Raw genomic sequence first — 21,555 nt, 5'->3', positions numbered from 1 at the left:
AACAAGGCCGACAGCAGCCGCGGCTGCGGCTGGGTCACGACGACTTCGACCGCCTGCAGATTGGATGTGTAATTGCCGGCCTTCGGCGGCTGATTCACGGCGATCGTGACGTTGTTCACCGTGTTGGCGTAGCCGTAATTTGCCGTCACCGCGTTGGCTTCGGACAACAGGTCTGCGCCTGCACTGGCCGCGGTTGCAGCACTGACGGCGCCCGAGTCGGCCGCGCTCTGCATGTTCTTGTGCTTATAGTACCACCAGCCCACTTCGGTGCCGAGCCCTGCCGTGCCCACCAGAACCGGCATCAGCAGCGCCGAGATAATGACATAGCTGCCCGACCGGTCGCGAACGAAGCGTCGGAGCAGGCTGGTCTTCTCAAGGTTCCGGCGAGTTGCACGCAATGGCCGGCACGACGATGCAATGAATAAACGGCTGCACTGCCTCATGTGATCTCCTGAGACGCATGCCAATTATCCGAAACAGAATGACGCAGGCGACTTAAATGCGCGCCAACGGGAACCCGAGAGTTTTAGAGAAATTGTGCGGGCAGCCGGGGCTGCCTCGGGGACCTGGTCGGCCCCATCCAGATGCGGGCGGGCCTGGCGGCCGGGCTCAATAGTCCTTCAGCAGGCGCTCGATATAGTCGAGCTCGATCTGCGGCCGCGACGGGTCGGCGAGGCGGCGGCGCAGCTCTTCCAGGATGCGGCGGACGCGCTGCACGTCGATCTCGCCGGGAATCTTCACGGTGTAGTCGTCGCCGAATTCGCGGCCGTGCAGCGGACGGCCGAGCGGATCGGTCTGGTTGCCGCCGCTCTGCTGACGGCCGGCGCGGTTGCCGGGGCTGTCGCCCGGCTGGTCGCCATCGCCCTGCTGCATCGCGTCGGCCAGGCTCTGCGCGCCCTTGCGCAGCGCATCGAGCGCACGGCCCTGCGAATCCACCGCGCCGTCGGCATTGCCCTCGCCGAGCCGGCCGGAGGCATCGCCCATCGCGGAGTCGGCCTGGTCGAGCCCGTCACCGCCGTCATCGCCCTGATCGCCGCCCTGGTCGCCCTGCTGCGCCTGATCGCCCTTCTGACCCTGGCCCTTCTGCCCTTGCTGGCCCTTCTGGCCGCGCTGATCCGGACCCATGCCGCGCTTGGCGAGCTCCTCCTGCAGCTTCTTCAGGCGGTCACGCAGCGCCTGCTGATCCTGTTGCAGGTCGCCCATCGACTGCTCGCCCTGCTTGCCGCGCATACGGTCGCGGCGGGAATCCTGGCCCTGCTTGAAGGTCTTGTCGCGCAACTGCTGCTGCTTGCGGATCATGTCGCCGAGCTCGTTGAGCGACTGCTGCATGTCGTCGTCGCCCTGGTTGGGCTGCGCCATCTGCAGGTTTTCCAGCATCTGCTGCATCTGCTCGAGCAGCTGCCGTGCGGCATCCTTGTCGCCGGAGCGCGACAGCCGCTCCATGCGATCGAGCATGTTCTTGAGATCCTGCTGGCTCAGCACCTTGGCGTTGGGATCGAGCGGCCGGGCGAGCTGCTGCGGATTGTTGCGGAACTGCTCGACCATCTGGCGCAGGAAATTGTCCAGCGCCGCGCGCAGATTGTCGGTGAGCTTCTTGATCTCCTCGTCGCTCGCGCCGCGCTCCAGCGCCTGCTTCAGCGCGTCCTGCGCCGCGCGCAGCGCCTTGTCGACGTCGCTGATGTTGCCGTCCTCGATGGTGACGGCAAGCGCCCACAGGCTGGCGACGACCTCGCGCAGCTGATCGTCGGTGCGCGCCGCCTCGAGCTGGCGGGCCACGGTGTGCAGGCCGAGATAATAGCCGGTCTCCGGCATGAACATTTCGGGCGCGATCATCAGCGCGTCGAGCGCGGCGTAGACCTGGCCGTTCTGGTTGGCGTCGAGCGCCAGGATCCGGCGCTGCTCGATCAGTGCGCGCGCCAGCGGCTTGGTGAACAGGCGCTCCGGCAGCCGCATGTTGAACGGCTCGCTCTTGCCCTCATTGCCGGCCTCGTCCTTTGCGGTCAGCGTCAGCGTCACGTCGGCGCCGGCATAGGGATCCTCGCTGAGATCCTTCACCGTCTGGCCGACCCCGTTGCGGGTGCGCGCATTGGGCAGCACCAGCGGGAATTGCGGCGGCTCGAACAGCGGACGCGGCGGGGTGGCCTTGTCGTCGGCATCCTTCGCTGCATCCTTCGCTGCATCCTTGGGCGCATCAGTCGGCCGCGGCGCGAACTGCGCGCGCGCTTCGGTCACGCCGTAATCGTCCTCGAGCCTGTAGGACAGCTGCAAGGCGCCGTGCGCCTGCCGCTCCGGATCCTTGGCGAGCGCGATCGACGGCGGCCGGTCCGGCGTCGCAGTGAATTTCCACTGCGGCTCGCCGGCCGGCGCGCGGACATGCGCGGTGCCGTCGCCGGTGATCTTGAAATGCCGCTCGTTGGTGCCCTTGGGCGCCTGTCCTTCCGGCGTGACCTCGGCGACGCCGCCACCGACCACGACGTCGATGCTGCCGCCGCTGGAGCGCACCAAGAGCGTGCTGCCGGCCGGAACCGCCAGCGGGGTGGTGTCGGCCGCGGCAGCGTCCTTGTTGGCGTTCGACAGGATGATCGGCGGCTTGCCGGTGTAGTTCGGCGGCGTCACCCAGGCGTCGACCCGGACATTGGCCGGCGCCATGATGCCGTTCCAGTCGAATGCGGAGGCGACCCGCAGGCCGCGCTCGTCGCCGGCGGCGACATAGCTCGCGACCAGCATCACGATGACCAGCGCACGCAGCGCCCAGGGGTCGTGCAGCGAGACGCGCGGCCGCGGCAGCCCGGCGCGGATGCGCTTGATCGAGGCCAGGGTGCGCTCGCGTTGCGCCTGCCACAGCGCCAGCGCAAACGGATCCTTGTTGGTGAGCGTATCGGCGAGCGTGGTTGCGGGGCGGTGCCGGATCCCGGCGCCGCGGTCGAGCCGGCTCAGGCCCTCCTCGCGGCTCGGCCAGCGCAAGCGCACCAGCGGCACCAACATGGCGAGCGCGGCCAGCCCGAACAGGGCGGCGCCGGCCAGGCGTGCGGCAAACGGCAACACCAGCCACAGCCCGGCCCAGGACACGACCAGGAACAGACCCGCGATCGTGAGGAACCGCGCCAGATGCGGCCACGCCCGTTCCCACGCAATCGCCAGCCTCGCCCGCTGCAGAGCCTCGTTGAGCTTCAGACGCGCGACCGCATCGCTGTCGGGGACGGCGCGTGAGGCGTTGTCGGACGGGTCGATGTTGGCTCCGCTCAATAAAATCTCCGGGGTAGCCGGCAGGACAGCCTAGCACGGCGGCGGCTTTGAGGCACCCGTTCCCCGACGTAACCCACACCGGGAAATACGCATAACACGAAGGCGTGACTGCGGCGGTTCGGCCCCGTAACGTCCCGGCCCGAACCAACGCGTTAACGCATGAGGAAACGATATGGACCAGAAGACGCACGACAAGGGGCTCGAAATCCGCAAGGCGGTGCTGGGCGAGGCCTATGTCAACAATGCGCTGAAGAATTCGGACAGCTTCAACAAGCCGTTCCAGGAACTCGTCACCGAATATTGCTGGGGCGCGGTCTGGGGCCGCGAGGAACTGCCGCGCAAGACCCGCAGCATGCTCAACCTCGCCATGATCTCGATCCTGAACCGACCGCACGAATTGAAGGCCCACATCAAGGGCGCGCTGACCAACGGGGTGTCCCGCGACGAGATCCGCGAGATCTTCATGCAGGTCTCGATCTACGCCGGCATCCCGGCCGGCGTCGATAGCTTCCGCATCGCGCGCGAGGTGTTCGCCGAACTCGACAAGGCGTGAGCGGCTCCTCTCGTTGTCGTCCCGGCCAAGCGGAGCGCGAGCCGGGACCCATAACCACAGTTCGTCGTCGCTACGACGGCTGTGGCCCCAGCTGAGCCAAACAATGCAGTCCTGGGGTTATGGGTCGCTGCTTTCGCAGGGACGACGTCGAGGGTGGGGCAAATTGCTGCACACATAACGACGTAGAGGAAACGAACCATGGAAATCGGATTCATCGGCCTCGGGAAGATGGGCTTCCCGATGGCGCGCCGGCTGATCGAGGCCGGTCACACGCTCACCGTGTTCGACACCCGCAAGGAGGTCGTCGATCAACTGGTCGCGCGCGGCGCGGCGGCCGCGACGTCGGCGAAGGACGTCGCCGACCGCGTCGAGACCGTGATGGCGAGCCTGCCCTCGCTGCAGGCCTCGCTCGAGGTGGCAACGGGCGCGGGCGGCGTGATCGAGGGCAAGCGCGTCAAGCGCTTCATCGATCTCTCCACCGTCGGCTCGCAGATGGCGGTGAAGATCCACGATCTGCTCGCGAAGAAGAACATCGTGCAGATCGACAGCCCGGTGTCCGGCGGCGTCTCCGGCGCCGAGAAGGGCACGCTGGCGGTGATGGTGTCGGGCCCGCGCGCCGATTTCGAGCTGGTGAAGGGCGCGCTCGACGTCATCGGCAAGGTGTTCTTCATCGGCACCAAGCCGGGCTCCGGCCAGACCATGAAGCTCGCCAATAACTTCCTGTCGGCGACCGCGATGGTCGCGACCTCGGAGGCGGTGGTGATGGGCGTGAAGTCCGGGCTCGATCCGGCCGTGATGATCGACGTCATCAATGCCGGCTCGGGGCTGAACACCGCGAGCCGCGACAAGTTTCCCCGCTCGGTGCTGCCGCGCAGCTTCGACTTCGGCTTCGCCACCGGGCTGATGGTGAAGGACGTGCGGCTCGCGGTCGAGGAGATGCGCGCGCTCGGGCTGTCGATGGAAGTCGCCGAGGCGGTCGGCCGGCTCTGGGAAGTCATCATCCGCGACGAAGGACCGGACTCGGACTTTACGGCGGCGATCAAGCCGATCGAGAAGGCCGCAGGCGTGATCGTGGGCGGGGGCGGAAAAGGCAGTCACGCCGCGAAGTAAGACGCGTAGCCCGGATGGAGCGTAGCGTAATCCGGGGTTCGTGCCGCGTCAGAGACCGTCCCGGATTTCGCTTCGCTACATCCGGGCTACGGCCTCACAACCACGGCGCGGGCTTGTCCATGGCGATCAAAGCGTCGACGTCGATGCGCGGGCGGACCACGGCAAACTGGTCGTCCTTGACCAGCACCTCCGGCACCAGCGGCCGGGTGTTGTAGGTGCCGGACTGCACCGCGCCATAGGCGCCGGCGGTCATGATCGCCAGGAGATCGCCGGCCTTCGGCTGCGGCAGCGCGCGGTCGAGTGCGAGATAGTCGCCGGTCTCGCAGACCGGGCCGACCACGTCGGCGACCATGGTCGGCGTGCCCTGCGCAGGCTGGCGCACCGGCAGGATGTCGTGATGCGCTTCATACAGCGTCGGCCGGATCAGGTCGTTCATCGCGGCGTCGATGATCACGAAGTTCTTGGCGTCGCCCGGCTTCACATGGATCACGCGGGCAACCAGGATGCCGGCATTGCCGACGATCATGCGGCCCGGCTCGAACATCAGCGTGCAGCCGAGATTGTGCGTGACGCGCTTGACCATCGCGGCATAGGCACCCGGTTCCGGCGGCGCGGCGCGGTCCATGTAATAGGGAATGCCGAGGCCGCCGCCGAAATCGACATGCGAGATATCGTGGCCGTCGGCGCGCAGCGTCTGGACGAATTCCGCGAGCAGCCGGAAGGCAACCTCCAGCGGACCGAGATCGGTGATCTGGCTGCCGATATGCACGTCGGTGCCGGTGACCTTGATGCCCGGCAGCTTCGCCGCGCGGGCATAGACCTCGCGGGCACGGGCGATCGGGATGCCGAACTTGTTCTCGGATTTGCCGGTCGAGATCTTGGCATGGGTGCCGGCATCGACGTCGGGATTGACCCGCACCGAGATGCGCGCGGTCGTCTTCATCTCGACCGCAAGGCGCGACAGCATGTCGAGTTCCGGCTCGGACTCGATGTTGATGCAGAGGATGTCGGTGGCGAGCGCGGCGCGCAGTTCGCCCTCGGTCTTGCCGACGCCGGAGAACACGATCTTCGAGGGCGGAATGCCGGCCGCCAGCGCCCGCTTCAATTCGCCGCCGGACACCACGTCGGCGCCGGCGCCGAGCTTGGCCAGCGTGCGCAGCACCGACTGGTTGGAGTTCGCCTTCATGGCGTAGCACACCAGCGCCTTCTCACCGGCAAAGGCCTCGGTGAAGACGCGGTAGTGCCGCTCCAGCGTCGCCGTCGAATAGCAATAGAACGGGGTGCCGACGGCTTCCGCCAGCTCAATGAGATTGACCGCCTCGGCATGCAGCACGCCGTTGCGATAGTCGAAATGGTTCATGACACACTACATTGTTTGAGCATGATCTCCGCGCAAACGCGTTCCGCGTTTGTCGCGAGGGAAAACCGGTTCCCACTTTTCCGGATCATGCTCCAGATATTAGTTGCCGAGCAGCGGATCGAGGATGAAGGGCCGTTTATTGCCCCTCGACGCGGCCGGCGCGGCATCCGAGCCATAGGTCGGATTGAACACGCTGGGCTGCGCCGCCCGCTCGGCCTCGGTGTCGGTCGGTGCTGCCCCCGGCGCGGCGTTGGCGGTCGGCGGCAGGTCGAGCGGTCCCTTGCGGCCACAGCCGCCGAGCGCCAGCGCGGAAACGCTCAGCACAATGATGGCCCATCCCGAGGGGGTCAGGCGGTTCTTGCTAATCACGACGAATTCCCCAATTCGGGCGGCACCATACAAACATTGGCGTGCTCTGGCGAGAGGCCGAGGCCCGAGAAATCACCGCCAAATTTTCCGGTTCAGCCCAATTTTCGCTCTTTTTCCAGCCGCTTGGCCCAGGCCTTGGCCTGCGCCATCACATTCTTCGGCGCCGTGCCGCCAAACGAGGTCCGGCTCTGCACCGAGGATTCGACGCTCAGTACCTTCAGCGCCTCGGCGGTGATCTTGGGCTCGACCTCCTGCATGGCCTTGAGCGGTAATTCGTGCAGCGCCACGCCCTGCTTCGAGGCGAGGCCGACGATGCGCCCGGTGACGTGGTGGGCGTCGCGGAACGGCATTTTCAGGGTCCGCACCAGCCAATCGGCCAGATCGGTCGCGGTGGCATAGCCCTCGCCGGCGGCGGCCTTCATCTTCGCCTCATCCGGCACCAGGTCCTCGACCATGCCGGTCATGGCGCGGATCGCGAGCGACAGTGCCTCGAAGGCCTCCATCGCGCCCTGCTTGTCCTCCTGCATGTCCTTTTGATAGGCGAGCGGCAAGCCCTTCATCACGATCAAGAGCGCGGTGAGCGCACCGATCACGCGGCCGGTCTTGGCGCGCACGAGCTCCGCGGCGTCCGGATTGCGCTTCTGCGGCATGATCGACGAGCCGGTGGTGAACTTGTCGCTGAGCTTGACGAGCCCGACCAAAGGCGAGGTCCAGATCACGATCTCCTCGGCGAAGCGCGACATGTGCACGGCGCAGATCGCGGCCGCCGACAGCGTCTCCAGCACGAAATCGCGGTCTGACACCGCATCCAGCGAATTGGCCATCGGCCGGTCGAAGCCGAGCGCTTTCGCCGTCGCTGCGCGGTCGATCGGAAACGAAGTGCCGGCGAGTGCGGCGGCGCCGAGCGGCGATTCATTGAGCCGCTTGCGCGCGTCAGTAAAGCGGCCACGATCGCGGCCGGCCATCTCGACATAGGCGAGGAGATGATGGCCGAAGGTCACCGGCTGCGCGGTCTGCAGATGGGTGAAGCCCGGCATCACGGTTCCGGCGTGCTCCAGCGCGCGGGCGACCAGCGCCTGCTGGAATGCGGCCAGCGCCGCATTGGTCTCATCGATGGTGTCGCGGACATAGAGCCGGAAATCGGTCGCGACCTGGTCGTTGCGCGAGCGTGCGGTGTGCAGCCGGCCCGCTGCGGGCCCGATCAACTCGGACAGCCGCGACTCGACATTCATATGGATGTCCTCGAGCGCGCGCTTGAAATCGAAATCGCCCTTGCCGATTTCTGACAAAATCGTGTCTAGACCTTTGCCGATATTTTTCGCATCAGCTGCGGTGATGATGCCTTGCGCGGCGAGCATCGCGGCGTGGGCCTTGGACGCGGCAATGTCCTGGGCATAAAGGTGCCGGTCGACGTCGATGGAGACGTTGATTTCCTCCATGATCGCGTCGGGACGCTCCGAGAACCGGCCGCCCCACATCTTGTTGCTCATGACATCTCGCTCACGAATTTGTATTTCAGGCCGTGCGGTTTCATCGCCGGAGCGACGAAACAGCATGGCGGTTCCGATCGTAATTCCCGGCACTGCTTAGCCACATCTGACCCAGGATGACAAACGATATGCCCGAGACGACCCCGAGCGAGCCGACCGCCAAGCCGGCGGCCAGATGGCGCATTCCGCTGGTGATCGGCGCCGTGCTGGTCGGGGCCGTGATCGGCTATGTCGGGGTCTCCGGCCTCAGGCATCCCGCGGGCGGCGATATCGCCTGCAACAGCGCGGTGGATCTGGCCAAGAAGATCGCCCCACTCGCCCAGGGCGAGGTCGCCGCGCTGACCATGGCCACCACCCCGCTCAAATTGCCCGACCTCGCCTTCGAGGATGCCAACGGCCAGCCGAAGAAGCTCTCGGACTGGCGCGGCAAGACCGTTCTGGTCAACCTCTGGGCGACCTGGTGCGTGCCCTGCCGCAAGGAGATGCCGGCGCTCGACAGCCTGCAGACCAAGCTCGGCGGCAAGGATTTCGAGGTGGTCGCGATCAACATCGACACCCGCGACCCGGACAAGCCGAAGACCTTCCTCAAAGAGGCCAATCTGACCCGGCTCGACTATTTCAGCGACCAGAAAGCCAAGGTCTTTCAGGATCTTAAGAACATAGGCAAGGCGCTGGGCATGCCGACCTCGGTGCTGGTCGACGGCAAGGGCTGCGAAATCGCCAACATCGCCGGTCCCGCCGAATGGGCGAGCGACGATGCGATCAAGCTGGTGAAGGCGGCGCTACAGCCGGCCGCGGCCGGGTTCTGATCAGGCGACGGCGTTGAGATTGTCGCCGATGCCGGGGCCGAGATTGGCGGTCGACGGCGTCCCAAGCAGGGTCTGAACCGCGAATTTCTCCGCGTCGAGGTTCTGCTTCGTGACCCGGGTCGCGATCTCACCCTGCAGGTTGCCCTGCTGCATCGACAGGATGCTGGTGACCATGCTCATCGTGTCCATACGCGGTACTCCCAATTCCAAGCTTGGCGTAGCGCGCCAAAGTTAATGCCTGGGTAACGGATGGCCGCGTCAGGCTGCCGCATCGTCTGAATAAGGCTCAAGCCGCATTCGCCGCAAACGCCGCGCCGAGCGTGCGCAGCGCTTGCCGGGTTCGCGCATCCGACAGCTTCGAATGCAGCATGACGTCGCGCGACGGCAAGGGCGGCAGGCCAAGCCGCGGCCCGAGGTCGACGGTATCCGCCGGCGCCACCCGGCGCGCCAGCGCGGCGACCGCAAGCCCGGCGGATATCGCAGCCCCGATCGTCGCGAGCCCGCCGCCGACGAAGGCCTCGGTCCAGGCGATGCCGGCGGCATCGAGCGCCTCGACGGCCATGGCGCGGACGCTGCACGGCTCGGCCTGGGTCGCCAGCCGCAGCGGCTCGCCGGGACGATGGTGAAAATCCGGCGCGGCCATCCAGCCGAACGGTTCCTCGAACAGCACGTCGCCATCGCGGCGCTTGGCATCGTGACGGAGGGCGATCGCGGCATCGAGCTTGCCGTCGTCGAATGCGCCGAGCACCGCGCGCGACGTGTCGACATGCAGCTGGATCACCAGGCCGGGATCGGTGGCGTTCATCCGCTTCAGCAGCGACGCCAGCTCCGTTCCGACGATGTGGTGGCTGATGCCGACGACCAGCCGCCGATGCTCGACCGCGAACGACCCGATCGCCGATTGATGCGCGGCAACGAGATTGCGCGCCGCGCCGAGGAAGGCCGCTCCTTCGGCGGACAGCCGGACCAGCCGCGGCGTGCGCTCCAGCAGCCGCCGGCCAAGCCCGTCTTCCAGCCGCCTGATCTTCAGGCTTACCGCGGACTGCGTGGTCTCCATGACCTGCGCCGCGCGGGTGAAGCTGCTGAGGTCAGCAACCAGGACAAAGGCCTGCACCGCCTCGAGATCGAGAGCTTTCATGGCCATTCATTTCAATCTGAAATCATTGAAATGAGATATCATGCCGTTTTTAAATGATCAATCAGCGCCTAGGATCGGCTGCACGCAAATCTGCAAGGAGCCACCATCATGCCGCTGACCCGCGTCTCGCTGCGACGGGGCAAGCCCGCCGCCTACCGCAAGGCCATTCTCGACAGCCTTTATCGCGCCATGCGCGAGACCTTCGATGTGCCGGACGGCGACCGCTTCATGACGGTCTCCGAGCATGATGGCGACGATTTCGCTTATGGCGCCGACTATCTCGGCATCAGGCGCAGCGACGATCTGGTCATCATCCAGATCACCGTCAGCAACACCCGCCCGGTGACGCAAAAACAGAGGCTCTATCGCCGGATCGCCGAGCTGCTGACGGACAGCCCCGGCCTGCGGACCGAGGACATCTTCATCAACCTGGTCGAGGTGCTTCCCGAGAACTGGTCGTTCGGCAACGGCGAGGCGCAGTACGTCCGATGAGCGCATCCCCGATCCTCTCGCCGCGGATGAGCGGCATCAAGGCATCGCCCGCATCGGTGCTGCGGCGGCGCGCCCGCGAACTGCGCGCCAATGGGCGCGACATCATCGAGCTGTCGTCGGGCAATCTGGATTTTCCGACGCCGGCGCACGTGATCGCGGCGGCGCATGACGCGGCCCTGAGCGGCGAAACCCGCTACACCGACGTCGACGGCACGCCGGATGTGAAGCGCGCGGTGCAGGCCGCGCTGCTGCGCGACCATCGTCTCGACTATCGGCTGGATGAGATCGTCATCACCAACGGCTCGACGCAAGCGCTGTTCAACGCGCTGCTCGCGACGCTGGCGCCCGACGACGAGGTGATCATCCCTGCACCCTATTGGGCGCCCTATCTCGATCAGGTGCGGCTCGCAGGCGGGGCGCCGGTGGTCATGCCGTGCGCGCAGAACAACGGCTTCAGGCTGCGCGGCGAGGATCTGCAGGCGGCGATCACGGCGCGGACGCGCTGGATCGTGCTCAACAATCCGGTCAATCCCTCCGGCGCGCGCTATTCACGCGAGGATCTCTCCGAGATCGCCGCGGTCCTGTCGCGGCATCCGGATATCTGGGTGCTGGCCGACGGGCTCTACGAGCACATCACGTTCGATGGCGCACCGGCGCCGACGCTGGCGGAGATCGAGCCGCGCCTGAAGCCGCGGACGTTGACCGTCAGCGGCCTCGCCAAGAGCTACGCCATGATGGGATGGCGGATCGGTTATGCCGCCGGACCTGCGGCGCTGATCCGCGCGATGATCACGATCCAGTCGCAGACCACATCGGGCGCATCGTCGATCAGCCAGGCCGCCGCAGTTGCCGCGCTCGATGGCCCACAGGATGTGCTGGCCGAGCGCGCAGCCATCCTGCGCGCGCGACGCGACCGCTTTGCCGAACTGATCAACGGATGCGCCGGGCTGTCCTGCACGCCGCCGGACGGCACGTTCTATCTGCTGATCGGTTGCGCCGGCGTGATCGGCAAGCGCGCACCCGACGGCAAGATCATCGCGACCGACCGCGATTTCTCGACCTATCTGCTCGAGAACGCCGATCTGGTGGTGTTCCCCGGCGAGGATCTCGGGCTGTCGCCCTACATCCGCGTCAGCTTCGCCAACCCGTCGGCGACCATCGAGGAGGCCGGCAGGCGATTAAGGCGCGCGTGCGAGGCGCTGCAGTGACGCCTCACGCACAAAGCCAGAGTCAGCGTCTCGCACTGGCAGCGCATCTGCTCGGACTTGGAATGGGTGCGACTGTCATCGTCAGCCTCGTGCCCGCGACGCTCGCGCTGCTGCGAGCACTGACCTGAAGACGCAGTGATTACCGCGTCGGGATCGGCTTGTCGCCGCGATAGTCGTAGAAGCCGCGCTGGCTCTTGCGTCCGAGCCAGCCGGCCTCGACGTATTTCACCAGCAGCGGGCACGGCCGATACTTTGAATCGGCGAGCCCCTCATGCAGCACCTGCATGATCGACAGGCAGGTGTCGAGGCCGATGAAATCGGCAAGCTCGAGCGGGCCCATCGGATGATGTGCGCCGAGCTTCATCGCGGCGTCGATCGCCTCGACGTTGCCGACGCCTTCATACAGCGTGTAGATCGCCTCGTTGATCATCGGCAGCAGGATGCGGTTGACGATGAAGGCGGGGAAATCCTCCGACACCGCGACCTGCTTGCCGAGCTTGGCGACGAACGCCTTGGCGGTGTCGAAGGTCGTGTCGTCGGTGGCGATGCCACGGATCAGCTCGACCAGCTCCATCGCCGGCACCGGATTCATGAAATGAATGCCGATGAATTTCTCCGGGCGGTCGGTCGAGGCGGCGAGCCGTGTGATCGAGATCGACGACGAGTTGGTCGCGACGATCGCGTCCGGCTTCAGCACCGCGCAGACCTCCTGGAAGATCTTGCGCTTGGTTTCTTCCTTCTCGACCGCGGTCTCGATCACGAGGTCGCAATCGGCCAGCGCGTCGAGCGTCTCGGCGGAGGCGATGCGGTCGAGCGCCTGCTTGCGCTCGGCTTCGCTGATCGCCTTCTTGGCCACCTGGCGGGTCAGATTGCCGTTGATGGTCGCCAGTGCCGATTTCAGCCGGTCGCCGGACACGTCGTTGAGCACCACGTCGAAGCCGGCCAGCGCCGCCACATGGGCGATGCCGTTGCCCATCTGGCCCGAACCGATCACGCCGACCTTTTTGATTGCCACCGTCATCTTGTCATCCACCGGAACGGCGCGCATGTCGCGCCTGCCCAATCCCAACGATACCCGAAGTGAAGCCTTCCGGGTTGCCCAATCCGCCGGAAAACGTTTCCCGGGACCATGATGTGATGACATGTCATCACACCAAGCCCCATTCCCCCCATCGAGCATGATCCTTTCGGAAAAACGTTTCCGGATCATTGCCTCGAAAATATCAACACCGGCCGGAGCTTAGCCACCCGGCCGGTGTCTTGTCGCTTACTTTCCGAGCTTGCCGAGCGCTTCGGTCAGTTCCGGAACCGCCTGGTAGAGGTCGGCGACCAGGCCGTAATCGGCGACCTGGAAGATCGGCGCGTCTTCGTCCTTGTTGATGGCGACGATCACCTTGGAGTCCTTCATGCCGGCCAGATGCTGGATCGCGCCGGAGATGCCGACCGCGACATAAAGTTCCGGGGCCACCACCTTGCCGGTCTGGCCGACCTGCCAGTCGTTCGGCGCATAGCCGGCATCGACCGCGGCGCGCGAGGCGCCGACGCCGGCGCCGAGCTTGTCGGCGAGCGGCTCGATGTACTTGGCGAAGTTCTCGCGGCTCTGCATCGCGCGGCCACCCGAGACGATGATCTTGGCCGAGGTCAGTTCCGGACGGTCGCTCTTGGCGACTTCCTCGTCGACGAACGTCGACAGGCCGGGATCGGCGGCGGATGCGGCGTTCTCGATCGCCGCGCTGCCGCCTTCGCCGGCGGCGGCGAAGGTCGAGGTGCGGACCGTGATCACCTTCTTGGCGTCCTTCGACTTCACGGTCTGGATCGCGTTGCCGGCATAGATCGGCCGCTCGAAGGTGTCGGGCGCGACGACCTTGATGATCTCAGAGACCTGCATGACGTCGAGCAGCGCTGCGACGCGCGGCATCACGTTCTTGAAGCGCGAGGTCGCGGGCGCGACGAAGGCGTCGTAGCCGGGCGCCAGCGCGACGATCAGCGCAGCCAGCGGCTCGGCGAGGTCGTGCTCATAGGCGGGACCTTCGGCGACCAGCACCTTGCTGACGCCGGCAAGCTTGGCGGCCGCTTCCGCCGCGGCCTTGGTGCCCTGGCCGCCACCGGCAACCAGCACATGGACGTCGCCGCCGAGCTGGGAAGCCGCGGTCAGTGCCTTGTTGGTCGCGTCCTTCAGGGTCTCGTGGTCGTGTTCAGCAATCAACAGCGTCGTCATCAGAGAACCCCGGCTTCGGTCTTGAGCTTGTTCACGAGTTCGGCGACGTCCTTGACCTTGACGCCCGCCTTGCGGCCTGAGGGTTCCGCGGTCTTCAGCACTTCCAGACGCGGCGTGACATCGACGCCGTAGTCAGCGACGCTCTTGTCGTCGATCGGCTTCTTCTTCGCCTTCATGATGTTGGGCAGCGACGCATAGCGCGGCTCGTTGAGACGCAGGTCGGTGGTGACGATCGCCGGGCCCTTCAGCTTGACGGTCTGCAGACCGCCGTCGACTTCGCGCGTGACCTTGAAGTCGCTTCCGTCGACCTCGAGCTTGGAGGCGAAGGTCGCCTGCGACCAGCCGAGCAGCGCGGCCAGCATCTGGCCGGTCTGATTGCTGTCGTCGTCGATCGCCTGCTTGCCGAGGATGACGAGGCCGGGCTGCTCTGCCTCGACCACCGCCTTCAGGATCTTGGCGACCGCGAGCGGTTCGACATTGCCTTCGGCCTTGACCAGGATGCCGCGGTCGGCGCCCATCGCAAGCCCGGTGCGAATGGTCTCGGAGGCCTGCGCCGGTCCGATCGACACCACCACCACTTCGGTCGCCTTGCCGGCTTCCTTCAGCCGCAGCGCTTCCTCGACGGCGATCTCGTCAAACGGGTTCATCGACATCTTGACGTTGGCGAGCTCCACGCCCGTCCCGTCACTCTTGACGCGGACCTTGACGTTGTAGTCGACGACCCGCTTTACCGGCACAAGAACCTTCATCGATCCTCTTTCGCTTTGATTTTATGGGTTTCGGTTGGCTGGCGCGGAACCTAAAGGTCCCGTTTCCCCCGGTCAACGCGCCAAAGCCAAAAAACCGTCACCCGGTTTTGAACCAGTTTAGCGGTTCTGACCCGGCACCCACAACACGTCCCCGGCCCCCTTGTTGTTCTGGAAGCGGCTGGCAACGAACAGGAAATCCGACAGCCGGTTCATATACTGAATGCCAGCTGGATTGACCGGCTCGTCGGGCCGGGCGGCGAGTTCCACCATCATCCGTTCCGCGCGGCGACATATCGTTCGGGCGAGGTGCAGATAGGCCGACGCAGCCGTCCCGCCGGGCAGCACGAACGAGGTCAGCGGCGCCAGCTGGTCGTTGAGGCCGTCGATGTCGCGTTCGAGCCGCTCGACCTGGCTTGCCAGCACGCGCAGGCGCTCGGCCTTGCCCTCGCGCTCCGGCACCGCCAGATCGGCGCCGAGATCGAACAGGTCGTTCTGGATGCGGCCGAGCATCGCATCGACCTCGGGGCTTTCGGCGAGATGCAATCGGACTACGCCGATCGCGGCATTGGTCTCGTCGACGGTGCCGTAGGCGGCCACGCGCAGATCGTATTTCGGCCGCCGCTCGCCGGAGCCGAGCGCGGTGGTGCCGTCATCGCCGGTGCGCGTATAGATTCGATTGAGAACGACCATGGCCGGCTCCAGTGTTCGAGTTCACCCCTCCCATCGAAGTCGGATATATCCGACTTCGACAATTTTGCGTGCCCAACTCGGGTAAACCCGAGTTGGGTGGGAGAGGTGAAGAGTGTACCTCAGCTATCGTCCCATCGCCCACACCGCGAGCATCGCGATGACGATGGCGACGAACTGCAACAGCACGCGCAGCCGCATCAGCTTCTGCGACGTGTTCGGCGAGCCGCCCTTCATCATGTTGATGAGGCCGAGCAGGAGCACCAGGGCTACGGCGCCGACGGCGATGGGAAGAATGATCGTGCTGAGGACGGATGTCATCTGCGGTACATAACACCGCAGGACGCGGACTTCCACACAGCTGCGCCATGCAACCAACTGGCTTTTCAAGGCGTAGTATCAGATGCTGGGTCCGTTCTCGGACCGAGCGGTCGTCGATAATGCCGGGTGGAATGTGAAGCAGCTTCGTTACGTCACCCACGTCGTGATGGATGCCTTTTACACGTTCCTCGCCGATGACGGCTGGGCGATCGCGAGCCATATCGCGCTGTCGACCCTGATGGCGCTGTTTCCGTTCCTGATCGTGCTGACGTCGCTAGCCGGCTTCGTCGGCTCCAAGCAGCTCGCCGACCAGGCGGTCGGGCTATTGCTCCAGGTCTGGCCGGATCAGGTCGCCGGCGCGCTGTCCGGCCAGATCCACGACGTGCTGACCAACACCCGCGGCGACATCCTGACCATCGGCGCGGTGCTCGCGGTCTACTTCGCCTCCAACGGCGTCGAGGCGCTGCGGGTGGCGCTGAACCGCGCCTATGCCGTGATCGAGCCGCGGCGCTGGTACTGGCTGCGGCTGGAGTCGATCGGCTATACGCTGGTCGCGGCGTTCACCTCGCTCGCGATGGCGTTCCTGATCGTGCTCGGGCCGCTGATCATCGAGGCGGCGCGGCGCTATATCCCGTTCTTCGTCGAATCCAACGAGAGCCTGCTCAACACCGCCCGTTACGGCATCACGATCCTGGCGCTGGTGGTTGCGCTGTTCATCCTGCATGCCTGGCTTCCGGCGGGGCGCCGCAGCTTCACGCAGATCCTGCCCGGCATCATCTTCACGATGGTGGCGTCGCTGATCTCGGGCATCGGCTTCGGCATGTACCTGGCGCGCTTCGCCAACAATTACGTGACCATGTATGCGGGGCTTGCCTCGGTGGTGATCGCGCTGGTGTTCATGTATTTCATCGCCGCGATCTTCGTGTTCGGCGGCGAATTGAACGCCGCGATCATCAAGTCGCGGCTGCCGCGCGGCGTGTCGCTTCATGCAGCGCAGTCGCGAGCGCCCGCGGAGAAACAGGCTTGACCAGGAAGGCGTCGGCGCCGGCGGCGCGCGCCGCGGCTTCGTCTTCGGCACGGCCGGAAATCCCGACGATCACGATATCGCCGTGCGGCAGCGGCAGCGCACGGATGCGCTTGATGGTTTCGACACCGCCGATGCCGGGCAGCACCATGTCCATCAGCACGGCGTCGAACACACCCTGTCCGAGCCGGTCGGGCGCAGCCTCGCCCTGACCGATGAATTCGGCCTGGTGGCCGAGCTCGGTCAGGATCGTGTTGAGCACGACGCGGCCGAACGGATTGTCCTCGACGCTGAGCAGCCGCAACCCCTGCGACATCAGCACCGCGGCGCCTTCGCTCGACGCAGCACCGGCCGGCCCTTCGGCCGAGACCAGCGCCACGCTGAGCGTGAAGACGGTGCCGCCGCCGGCGCGCTGCGCCGCGACGATGTCGCCGCCCATGGCCCGCGCGAGCTGCTTGACCGAGGACAGGCCGAGCCCGGCACCGCCGAACCGCGCCGCGATCGAGACATTGGCCTGCGAGAACGGCCGGAACAGGCGCTTGACCTCCGACAGGGTCAGGCCGATGCCGCTGTCGGAAATTGCAAAGGCAACGCCGATTCTGCCGCTGTCCTTTCCCCTGGCCGCGCGCACCGGCGCGACGTTGAGCTTGACGCTGCCCTGCTCGGTGAACTTGACGGCGTTGTCGATCAGGTTCTCCAGCGCCGCGCGCAACCGGACGGGATCGCCGATCGCAAACGCCGGCAGCCGGTCGGAGATCACGACGGAGGCCTGCAGCCCCTTGGCTGCGGCGCGGCCGGCCAGCGAATCCCCGGCATGGCGCGCCAGCGTGCGCAGGTCGAAGAAGTCCTGCCGGATCTCAAGCCCCGGCCCCTCGCTGCGGGCAGCATCGACGAACAGGGTGGCAAGGCTCGCCAGATGCTCGGCGCCGGCCTTGATGGTGTCGACCCAGCGCCGCTCGCGCTCGCCGAGTTCCGACGTCGCGAGCAGATTGCTGATCGCGAGGATGCCGGTCAGCGGCGTCCGGACCTCATGGGCAAAGGCGGCAAGCGCAGTCTCGACCATGCCGGGAGTGGTCTTCGGGGCCGGCTTTGGCGCCGCTCGCTTATGCCGTGGCTTGGTTGCCGCCTTCGCGGCGCCGGTTTTGGCCGCGCGCGTTTTGGCGGCGCGGGTCTTCGGCGGCGGCCTGTTGGATGGCCGCTTGCTGCGCCGTGCGCGCGATTTTGACGCCATGGTTTCCGTGATCCCCGCCCCGGACGACAACATGGCATGCCAGGCAGGCCGGAGTCACGGCAGCGTTTGCGGTCCATCACCGCAATGCGCGATGATCGTCACCAGCCGCTTTACGGCAGGCCGACCAGACGGCGAATGTCGGCCGGGCTCGCTCCCTCCGCCCGCAATTCGCGCAGTCCGGTCGCCCGGGTCGATTTCGACAGTTTCCGGCCGGCGGCATCCCGGATCAGGCGATGGTGCCGGTAGGCGGGCATAGGCAGGCCGAGCAACTGCTGCAACAGCCGATGCACGCTGGTCGACCAGAACAGGTCAACGCCCCTGACCACATCGGTCACACCCTGCAGGGCATCGTCGACCACGACGGAGAGATGGTAGCTGGTCGGGGTCTCCTTGCGGGCCAGGATCACGTCGCCCCAGGCCTCCGGCCGGGCCGCCACGTCGCCGCGCTCGCCGGCCGGCCCTTCGCCCGCCTCGTGCCAGCACAGGTCACAGGCTTTCGCGCCGGCCGCGGCCATGTCGAGCCGCAGCGCGAACGGCGCGCCCTGCCCGCTCAGCCGGTCGCGGTCCGCCGGCGGCAGCGATCTGGCCGTGCCCGGATAAAGCGGCGCGCCATCCGGATCGCGCGGCCAGGCGCCACTGGCCTCACGTTCGGCGACCAGCCGCGCGATCTCGGCACGGCTCTCGAAGCTCGGATAGACCAACCCCTGGACCGCCAGGCGGTCGATCGCCGCGCGATAGGCGGCGAAATGCTCCGACTGCCGCCGCACCGGGGTCTCCCAAGCGATGCCGAGCCAGGCGAGGTCCTCGTAGATCGCCTGCTCGAATTCCGGTCGGCAGCGCGTCGCGTCGATGTCCTCGATCCGCAGCAGAAAGCGCCCGCCGGTCTGCCGCGCGAGGTCATGGTTGAGCAGCGCCGAATAGGCGTGGCCGAGATGCAGGTGGCCGTTCGGACTCGGCGCAAAACGGAAAACGGGAGGCATAGCGACCGGTCGTGCGTCATTGCCGGGTTGGCAATCCATCTGGACGAGACTCTGTTACGATAGGAGAAGGATGCGCGGGTCAAGCCCGTGCAAGACTAGCCGATGCAGATCCCGCAATGCTAATTCATCTCGAAACCCAGGCCGACCTCGACGACGCGGTCCAGAAACTGGTCGACCAGGATCGGCGGCTGCGCCCGATTCTCGAAGCCACCGGCATGCCGGAGATCCGGCAGCGTGAGCCCGGGTTTGCCGGGCTTGCCGCGATCATCTGCGGCCAGCAGCTCTCGACCGCAAGTGCGGCGGCGATCTGGGGGCGCGTCAGCAAGGCGTTCGACCCGTTCCATCATGATGCGATCCGCAAGGCGCGCGCCGACCGGCTCGGCCGCCTCGGGCTGTCGGCGGCCAAGATCAAGACGTTGAAGCACATCGCGCGCGAACTCGCAGAAGAGCGGCTGAACCTCGACGTGCTCGCCAACGAAGAAGCCGATGCCGCGCACAACACGCTGACCGCGCTGCCCGGGATCGGCCCGTGGACCGCCGACGTCTATCTGCTGTTCTGTCTCGGCCATGGCGACGCATGGCCGGCGGGCGACCTTGCCGTGCAGGAGGCGATCAAGGTCGGGCTCGGGTTGAAGCAGCGGCCGACGCCGAAGCAGATGGCGCCGCTCGCCGAGCCGTGGCGTCCGCTGCGCGGCGCGGCCGCCCATCTGTGGTGGGCGTATTATCGCGTGCTGAAGAACCGCGAGGGCGTGATCGCCGCCGCGAAGTAGCTGTCATCAAGAAAAACATACCGACACGCGATCGCGTGATATAGCATCAGCCGACAGATACTTTTTCAATTTGCCGGCCCCGCCCATTTAGCACGCCCAGCACATCCTTCCGGCAAGGAGGACGGACCTGGTTTCTCCCCGTATCCCGCTGACGCTGCTCGCGATCTCGCTGGGCGCCATCGCCGCCGCGTGGTGGTGGCTGGGCATCCCGGTGAGCCTCGCGCGGGCGCCGATCGATCCGAACGACAAAGTGCAGTGCATCTCGTACGCGCCGTTCCGAAACAATCAGACATCACTTTCGCCGGCGACGCAGGTCTCGCCGCAGCAGATCGCGGAGGACCTCGCTCAGCTTGCGAAGATTTCCCACTGCATCCGGACCTATGCGACCGATCTCGGTCTCGATCAGATTCCCGGGTTAGCAGCCAAGGCCGGACTGAAAGTCATCCAGGGCATTTTCCTCGACCGGGACCGCAAGAAGAACGCGACGCAGGTCGAGACGGCGATCCGCCTCGCCAGGCAATATCCGGACACGATCATCGCACTCGTGGTCGGCAACGAGGTTTTGTTGCGCAAGGAAATGTCGGCGTCCGACCTCGCCGCCACGATCCGCGCGATCAAGGCGCGGGTCGCCGTCCCCGTCACCTATGCCGACGTCTGGGAGTTCTGGCTGAGCAATCGCGAACTCGCCGATGCCGTCGACTTCGTCACCATTCACATCCTGCCCTATTGGGAGAATGTTCCAATCGCCGCGGAACATGCCGCCGCGCATGCCGACGAGATGCGCCGGCAGGTCGCGGCGGTTTTTCCGGGCAAGGAAATCTTCATCGGCGAAATCGGCTGGCCGAGCGAGGGGCGCATGCGCGAATCCGCGCTGCCGTCGCGCATCAATCAGGCACGAGTGGTCTCGGAGGTGCTCGATCTGGCTCGCCGCGAGCATTTCCGCGTCAACCTGTTCGAGGCCTATGATGAAGGCTGGAAGCGCGAGATCGAGGGCACCATTGGCGGATCCTGGGGCCTGTTCGATTCCGAACAGCGCACGCTGAAATATCCGGCCGGCGTGCCGATCAGCAATTTTCCGTCCTGGAAATTGCAGATGGCCGGCGGAATGGCGCTGGCGATGCTGGTGTTCGGCGCGGCATGGCTGAGCTTGCGCCGCAAGCCGAGGACGCCCGAATTCGCACCATGGCTTGCGGTTAGCGTATCGGCGACCACCGCCGGAATCCTGTTCGGGGTCGCCGCCCAGCGAATGATCTACGAAAGCACCGGAACGGGAGGCTGGCTTATCTGGGGCTCGCTTCTGGTGGCGGCGACGGCGTCGCCGCTGTTCGCCGCCAACGCCCTGATATCGAGCCGCGCACCGCCCAGCTTCCAGGAGTTGCTGGGGCCGACGGGCTACCACACCGAGACGGTGCTGGTGACCTTGCACGGATTGGCCCTGATCGTCACCGTCGTGGTCGGCACGGCGGCCGCGATCGGTCTGGTGTTCGACCCGCGCTTCATCGATTTTCCGTTTGCGCCACTCACCATGGCGGCGGTGCCGTTTGCGGCGATGACGCTGCTCAATCCGCCGACCAAGGGAGTCCGGCCGCTGGCGGAATCGATCTTCGCCGGCATCTTTGTCGGAGCTGCCATCTATACGCTCCTCAACGAAGGATTTGAGAACTGGCAGGCGCTGTGGACCTGTGCGATCTTTGTGCTTCTTGCGGGGACGCTGTGGCGGGCGCGCGCCTGAGACAGTGCCTAGAGCGCCATTCCGAATTGAATCGGAACGGCGCTCTAGATTCTTGTTTTGACGCGTTT

General features: G+C 66.0%; 21 protein-coding genes and 1 pseudogene. 8 read left to right on the top strand and 14 right to left on the bottom strand.

From position 1 onward, the window contains the following. Positions 1 to 251 precede the first annotated feature (251 nt). Positions 252 to 302, bottom strand: a pseudogene (locus ACVMB0_RS12845) (hypothetical protein); the annotation flags it as partial. Positions 303 to 609: 307 nt separating this feature from the next. Next, positions 610 to 3,246, bottom strand: a complete 2,637-nt coding sequence (locus ACVMB0_RS12840; RefSeq protein ID WP_456750427.1) for a TIGR02302 family protein — start codon at positions 3,244 to 3,246, stop codon at positions 610 to 612. Positions 3,247 to 3,418: 172 nt separating this feature from the next. Here ACVMB0_RS12840 and ACVMB0_RS12835 point away from each other — a divergent pair, with 172 nt between their 5' ends. Both ACVMB0_RS12835 and ACVMB0_RS12830 read left to right on the top strand, forming a co-directional pair. Next, positions 3,419 to 3,799, top strand: a complete 381-nt coding sequence (locus ACVMB0_RS12835; RefSeq protein ID WP_050629459.1) for a carboxymuconolactone decarboxylase family protein — start codon at positions 3,419 to 3,421, stop codon at positions 3,797 to 3,799. A 198-nt stretch (positions 3,800 to 3,997) separates the two neighbouring features. Further along, positions 3,998 to 4,909 (top strand): NAD(P)-dependent oxidoreductase, encoded by a 912-nt coding sequence (locus ACVMB0_RS12830; protein WP_456750428.1) that lies wholly within the window; start codon positions 3,998 to 4,000, stop codon positions 4,907 to 4,909. Positions 4,910 to 5,003: 94 nt separating this feature from the next. On the opposite strand, the gene lysA is transcribed toward ACVMB0_RS12830, so the two are convergent. From lysA to argH, 3 genes are all read right to left on the bottom strand, one after another. Then, on the bottom strand, positions 5,004 to 6,269 hold the full coding sequence (gene lysA / locus ACVMB0_RS12825) for a diaminopimelate decarboxylase (RefSeq protein ID WP_456750429.1): 1,266 nt from the start codon (positions 6,267 to 6,269) through the stop codon (positions 5,004 to 5,006). 99 nt (positions 6,270 to 6,368) lie between these two features. Next, entirely contained in the window at positions 6,369 to 6,638 is a 270-nt protein-coding gene (gene lptM, locus ACVMB0_RS12820) for an LPS translocon maturation chaperone LptM (protein ID WP_456750430.1), read from the bottom strand. A gap of 92 nt (positions 6,639 to 6,730) precedes the next feature. Continuing rightward, positions 6,731 to 8,128, bottom strand: a complete 1,398-nt coding sequence (argH, locus tag ACVMB0_RS12815; RefSeq protein WP_456750431.1) for an argininosuccinate lyase — start codon at positions 8,126 to 8,128, stop codon at positions 6,731 to 6,733. Positions 8,129 to 8,244: 116 nt separating this feature from the next. Between argH and tlpA the strand changes: the two genes are divergently transcribed. Next, entirely contained in the window at positions 8,245 to 8,937 is a 693-nt protein-coding gene (gene tlpA, locus ACVMB0_RS12810) for a thiol:disulfide interchange protein TlpA (RefSeq protein WP_456750432.1), read from the top strand. Here tlpA and ACVMB0_RS12805 read toward each other — a convergent pair whose 3' ends face one another. Together ACVMB0_RS12805 and ACVMB0_RS12800 are read right to left on the bottom strand one after the other, a co-directional pair. Then, positions 8,938 to 9,126 (bottom strand): putative motility protein, encoded by a 189-nt coding sequence (locus ACVMB0_RS12805; protein ID WP_456750433.1) that lies wholly within the window; start codon positions 9,124 to 9,126, stop codon positions 8,938 to 8,940. It abuts the gene before it with no gap. Positions 9,127 to 9,223: 97 nt separating this feature from the next. Continuing rightward, entirely contained in the window at positions 9,224 to 10,081 is an 858-nt protein-coding gene (locus ACVMB0_RS12800; protein WP_461346466.1) for a LysR substrate-binding domain-containing protein, read from the bottom strand. A 102-nt stretch (positions 10,082 to 10,183) separates the two neighbouring features. On the opposite strand from ACVMB0_RS12800, the gene ACVMB0_RS12795 reads away from it, so the two are divergent. Together ACVMB0_RS12795 and ACVMB0_RS12790 are read left to right on the top strand one after the other, a co-directional pair. Continuing rightward, positions 10,184 to 10,567 carry a tautomerase family protein gene (locus tag ACVMB0_RS12795; protein ID WP_461346465.1) on the top strand — a complete coding sequence of 128 codons (384 nt, stop codon included), beginning with the start codon at positions 10,184 to 10,186 and terminating at the stop codon, positions 10,565 to 10,567. Further along, complete coding sequence (locus ACVMB0_RS12790) at positions 10,564 to 11,775, top strand: pyridoxal phosphate-dependent aminotransferase (RefSeq protein WP_461346464.1); 1,212 nt, start codon at positions 10,564 to 10,566, stop codon at positions 11,773 to 11,775. Before ACVMB0_RS12795 ends, ACVMB0_RS12790 begins: the two co-directional genes overlap by 4 nt. Positions 11,776 to 11,914: 139 nt before the next feature. Here the strand turns inward: ACVMB0_RS12790 and ACVMB0_RS12785 are convergent, their stop codons facing one another. The 5 genes from ACVMB0_RS12785 to ACVMB0_RS12765 form a co-directional block, all read right to left on the bottom strand. Beyond that, on the bottom strand, positions 11,915 to 12,796 hold the full coding sequence (locus ACVMB0_RS12785; protein WP_456750438.1) for a 3-hydroxybutyryl-CoA dehydrogenase: 882 nt from the start codon (positions 12,794 to 12,796) through the stop codon (positions 11,915 to 11,917). Positions 12,797 to 13,042: 246 nt separating this feature from the next. Beyond that, a complete protein-coding gene (locus tag ACVMB0_RS12780) occupies positions 13,043 to 13,993 on the bottom strand; it encodes an electron transfer flavoprotein subunit alpha/FixB family protein (protein ID WP_461346463.1) in 951 nt (316 codons plus the stop codon). Continuing rightward, positions 13,993 to 14,742 carry an electron transfer flavoprotein subunit beta/FixA family protein gene (locus ACVMB0_RS12775; RefSeq protein ID WP_461346462.1) on the bottom strand — a complete coding sequence of 250 codons (750 nt, stop codon included), beginning with the start codon at positions 14,740 to 14,742 and terminating at the stop codon, positions 13,993 to 13,995. Before ACVMB0_RS12775 ends, ACVMB0_RS12780 begins: the two co-directional genes overlap by 1 nt. Before the next feature lie 117 nt (positions 14,743 to 14,859). Further along, the gene (locus ACVMB0_RS12770) at positions 14,860 to 15,432 is read right to left on the bottom strand and encodes a cob(I)yrinic acid a,c-diamide adenosyltransferase (protein WP_461346461.1); all 573 of its coding nucleotides are present in this window, start codon (positions 15,430 to 15,432) and stop codon (positions 14,860 to 14,862) included. Between the two features lie 123 nt (positions 15,433 to 15,555). Next, entirely contained in the window at positions 15,556 to 15,750 is a 195-nt protein-coding gene (locus tag ACVMB0_RS12765; protein WP_024584739.1) for a twin transmembrane helix small protein, read from the bottom strand. 82 nt (positions 15,751 to 15,832) lie between these two features. On the opposite strand from ACVMB0_RS12765, the gene ACVMB0_RS12760 reads away from it, so the two are divergent. Then, complete coding sequence (locus tag ACVMB0_RS12760) at positions 15,833 to 16,777, top strand: YihY/virulence factor BrkB family protein (RefSeq protein WP_456750442.1); 945 nt, start codon at positions 15,833 to 15,835, stop codon at positions 16,775 to 16,777. Here the strand turns inward: ACVMB0_RS12760 and ACVMB0_RS12755 are convergent. Continuing rightward, positions 16,704 to 18,005, bottom strand: a complete 1,302-nt coding sequence (locus ACVMB0_RS12755; RefSeq protein ID WP_461346460.1) for an ATP-binding protein — start codon at positions 18,003 to 18,005, stop codon at positions 16,704 to 16,706. The genes ACVMB0_RS12760 and ACVMB0_RS12755 overlap by 74 nt on opposite strands. A 110-nt stretch (positions 18,006 to 18,115) precedes the next feature. Next, on the bottom strand, positions 18,116 to 18,985 hold the full coding sequence (gene gluQRS / locus ACVMB0_RS12750) for a tRNA glutamyl-Q(34) synthetase GluQRS (RefSeq protein ID WP_461346459.1): 870 nt from the start codon (positions 18,983 to 18,985) through the stop codon (positions 18,116 to 18,118). Positions 18,986 to 19,101: 116 nt separating this feature from the next. Here gluQRS and ACVMB0_RS12745 point away from each other — a divergent pair, with 116 nt between their 5' ends. Both ACVMB0_RS12745 and ACVMB0_RS12740 read left to right on the top strand, forming a co-directional pair. Next, positions 19,102 to 19,755: a DNA-3-methyladenine glycosylase family protein gene (locus ACVMB0_RS12745; RefSeq protein ID WP_461346458.1), complete on the top strand. Its 654-nt coding sequence runs from the start codon at positions 19,102 to 19,104 to the stop codon at positions 19,753 to 19,755. A gap of 169 nt (positions 19,756 to 19,924) precedes the next feature. Next, positions 19,925 to 21,487 carry a glycoside hydrolase family 17 protein gene (locus ACVMB0_RS12740; RefSeq protein WP_461349644.1) on the top strand — a complete coding sequence of 521 codons (1,563 nt, stop codon included), beginning with the start codon at positions 19,925 to 19,927 and terminating at the stop codon, positions 21,485 to 21,487. Positions 21,488 to 21,555: the final 68 nt, after the last annotated feature.

This window comes from Bradyrhizobium sp. USDA 4451, assembly GCF_054822585.1.
Note: the sequence above shows the minus strand (reverse complement) of the source record. Positions and strands in the feature narration are given on the sequence as shown.

Bases quoted from the DNA above. Each gene is read 5' to 3' on its own strand.
- ACVMB0_RS12830 (WP_456750428.1), top strand. From the start codon at position 3,998: ATGGAAATCGGATTCATCGGCCTCGGGAAGATGGGCTTCCCGATGGCG.
- ACVMB0_RS12765 (WP_024584739.1), bottom strand. From the start codon at position 15,750: ATGACATCCGTCCTCAGCACGATCATTCTTCCCATCGCCGTCGGCGCC.
- ACVMB0_RS12835 (WP_050629459.1), top strand. From the start codon at position 3,419: ATGGACCAGAAGACGCACGACAAGGGGCTCGAAATCCGCAAGGCGGTG.
- ACVMB0_RS12785 (WP_456750438.1), bottom strand. From the start codon at position 12,796: ATGACGGTGGCAATCAAAAAGGTCGGCGTGATCGGTTCGGGCCAGATG.
- ACVMB0_RS12805 (WP_456750433.1), bottom strand. From the start codon at position 9,126: ATGGACACGATGAGCATGGTCACCAGCATCCTGTCGATGCAGCAGGGC.
- ACVMB0_RS12760 (WP_456750442.1), top strand. From the start codon at position 15,833: ATGCTGGGTCCGTTCTCGGACCGAGCGGTCGTCGATAATGCCGGGTGG.
- ACVMB0_RS12755 (WP_461346460.1), bottom strand. From the start codon at position 18,005: ATGGCGTCAAAATCGCGCGCACGGCGCAGCAAGCGGCCATCCAACAGG.
- lysA (WP_456750429.1), bottom strand. From the start codon at position 6,269: ATGAACCATTTCGACTATCGCAACGGCGTGCTGCATGCCGAGGCGGTC.
- tlpA (WP_456750432.1), top strand. From the start codon at position 8,245: ATGACAAACGATATGCCCGAGACGACCCCGAGCGAGCCGACCGCCAAG.
- ACVMB0_RS12795 (WP_461346465.1), top strand. From the start codon at position 10,184: ATGCCGCTGACCCGCGTCTCGCTGCGACGGGGCAAGCCCGCCGCCTAC.
- gluQRS (WP_461346459.1), bottom strand. From the start codon at position 18,985: ATGCCTCCCGTTTTCCGTTTTGCGCCGAGTCCGAACGGCCACCTGCAT.
- ACVMB0_RS12775 (WP_461346462.1), bottom strand. From the start codon at position 14,742: ATGAAGGTTCTTGTGCCGGTAAAGCGGGTCGTCGACTACAACGTCAAG.
- ACVMB0_RS12780 (WP_461346463.1), bottom strand. From the start codon at position 13,993: ATGACGACGCTGTTGATTGCTGAACACGACCACGAGACCCTGAAGGAC.
- ACVMB0_RS12790 (WP_461346464.1), top strand. From the start codon at position 10,564: ATGAGCGCATCCCCGATCCTCTCGCCGCGGATGAGCGGCATCAAGGCA.
- ACVMB0_RS12745 (WP_461346458.1), top strand. From the start codon at position 19,102: ATGCTAATTCATCTCGAAACCCAGGCCGACCTCGACGACGCGGTCCAG.
- ACVMB0_RS12800 (WP_461346466.1), bottom strand. From the start codon at position 10,081: ATGGCCATGAAAGCTCTCGATCTCGAGGCGGTGCAGGCCTTTGTCCTG.
- ACVMB0_RS12770 (WP_461346461.1), bottom strand. From the start codon at position 15,432: ATGGTCGTTCTCAATCGAATCTATACGCGCACCGGCGATGACGGCACC.
- argH (WP_456750431.1), bottom strand. From the start codon at position 8,128: ATGAGCAACAAGATGTGGGGCGGCCGGTTCTCGGAGCGTCCCGACGCG.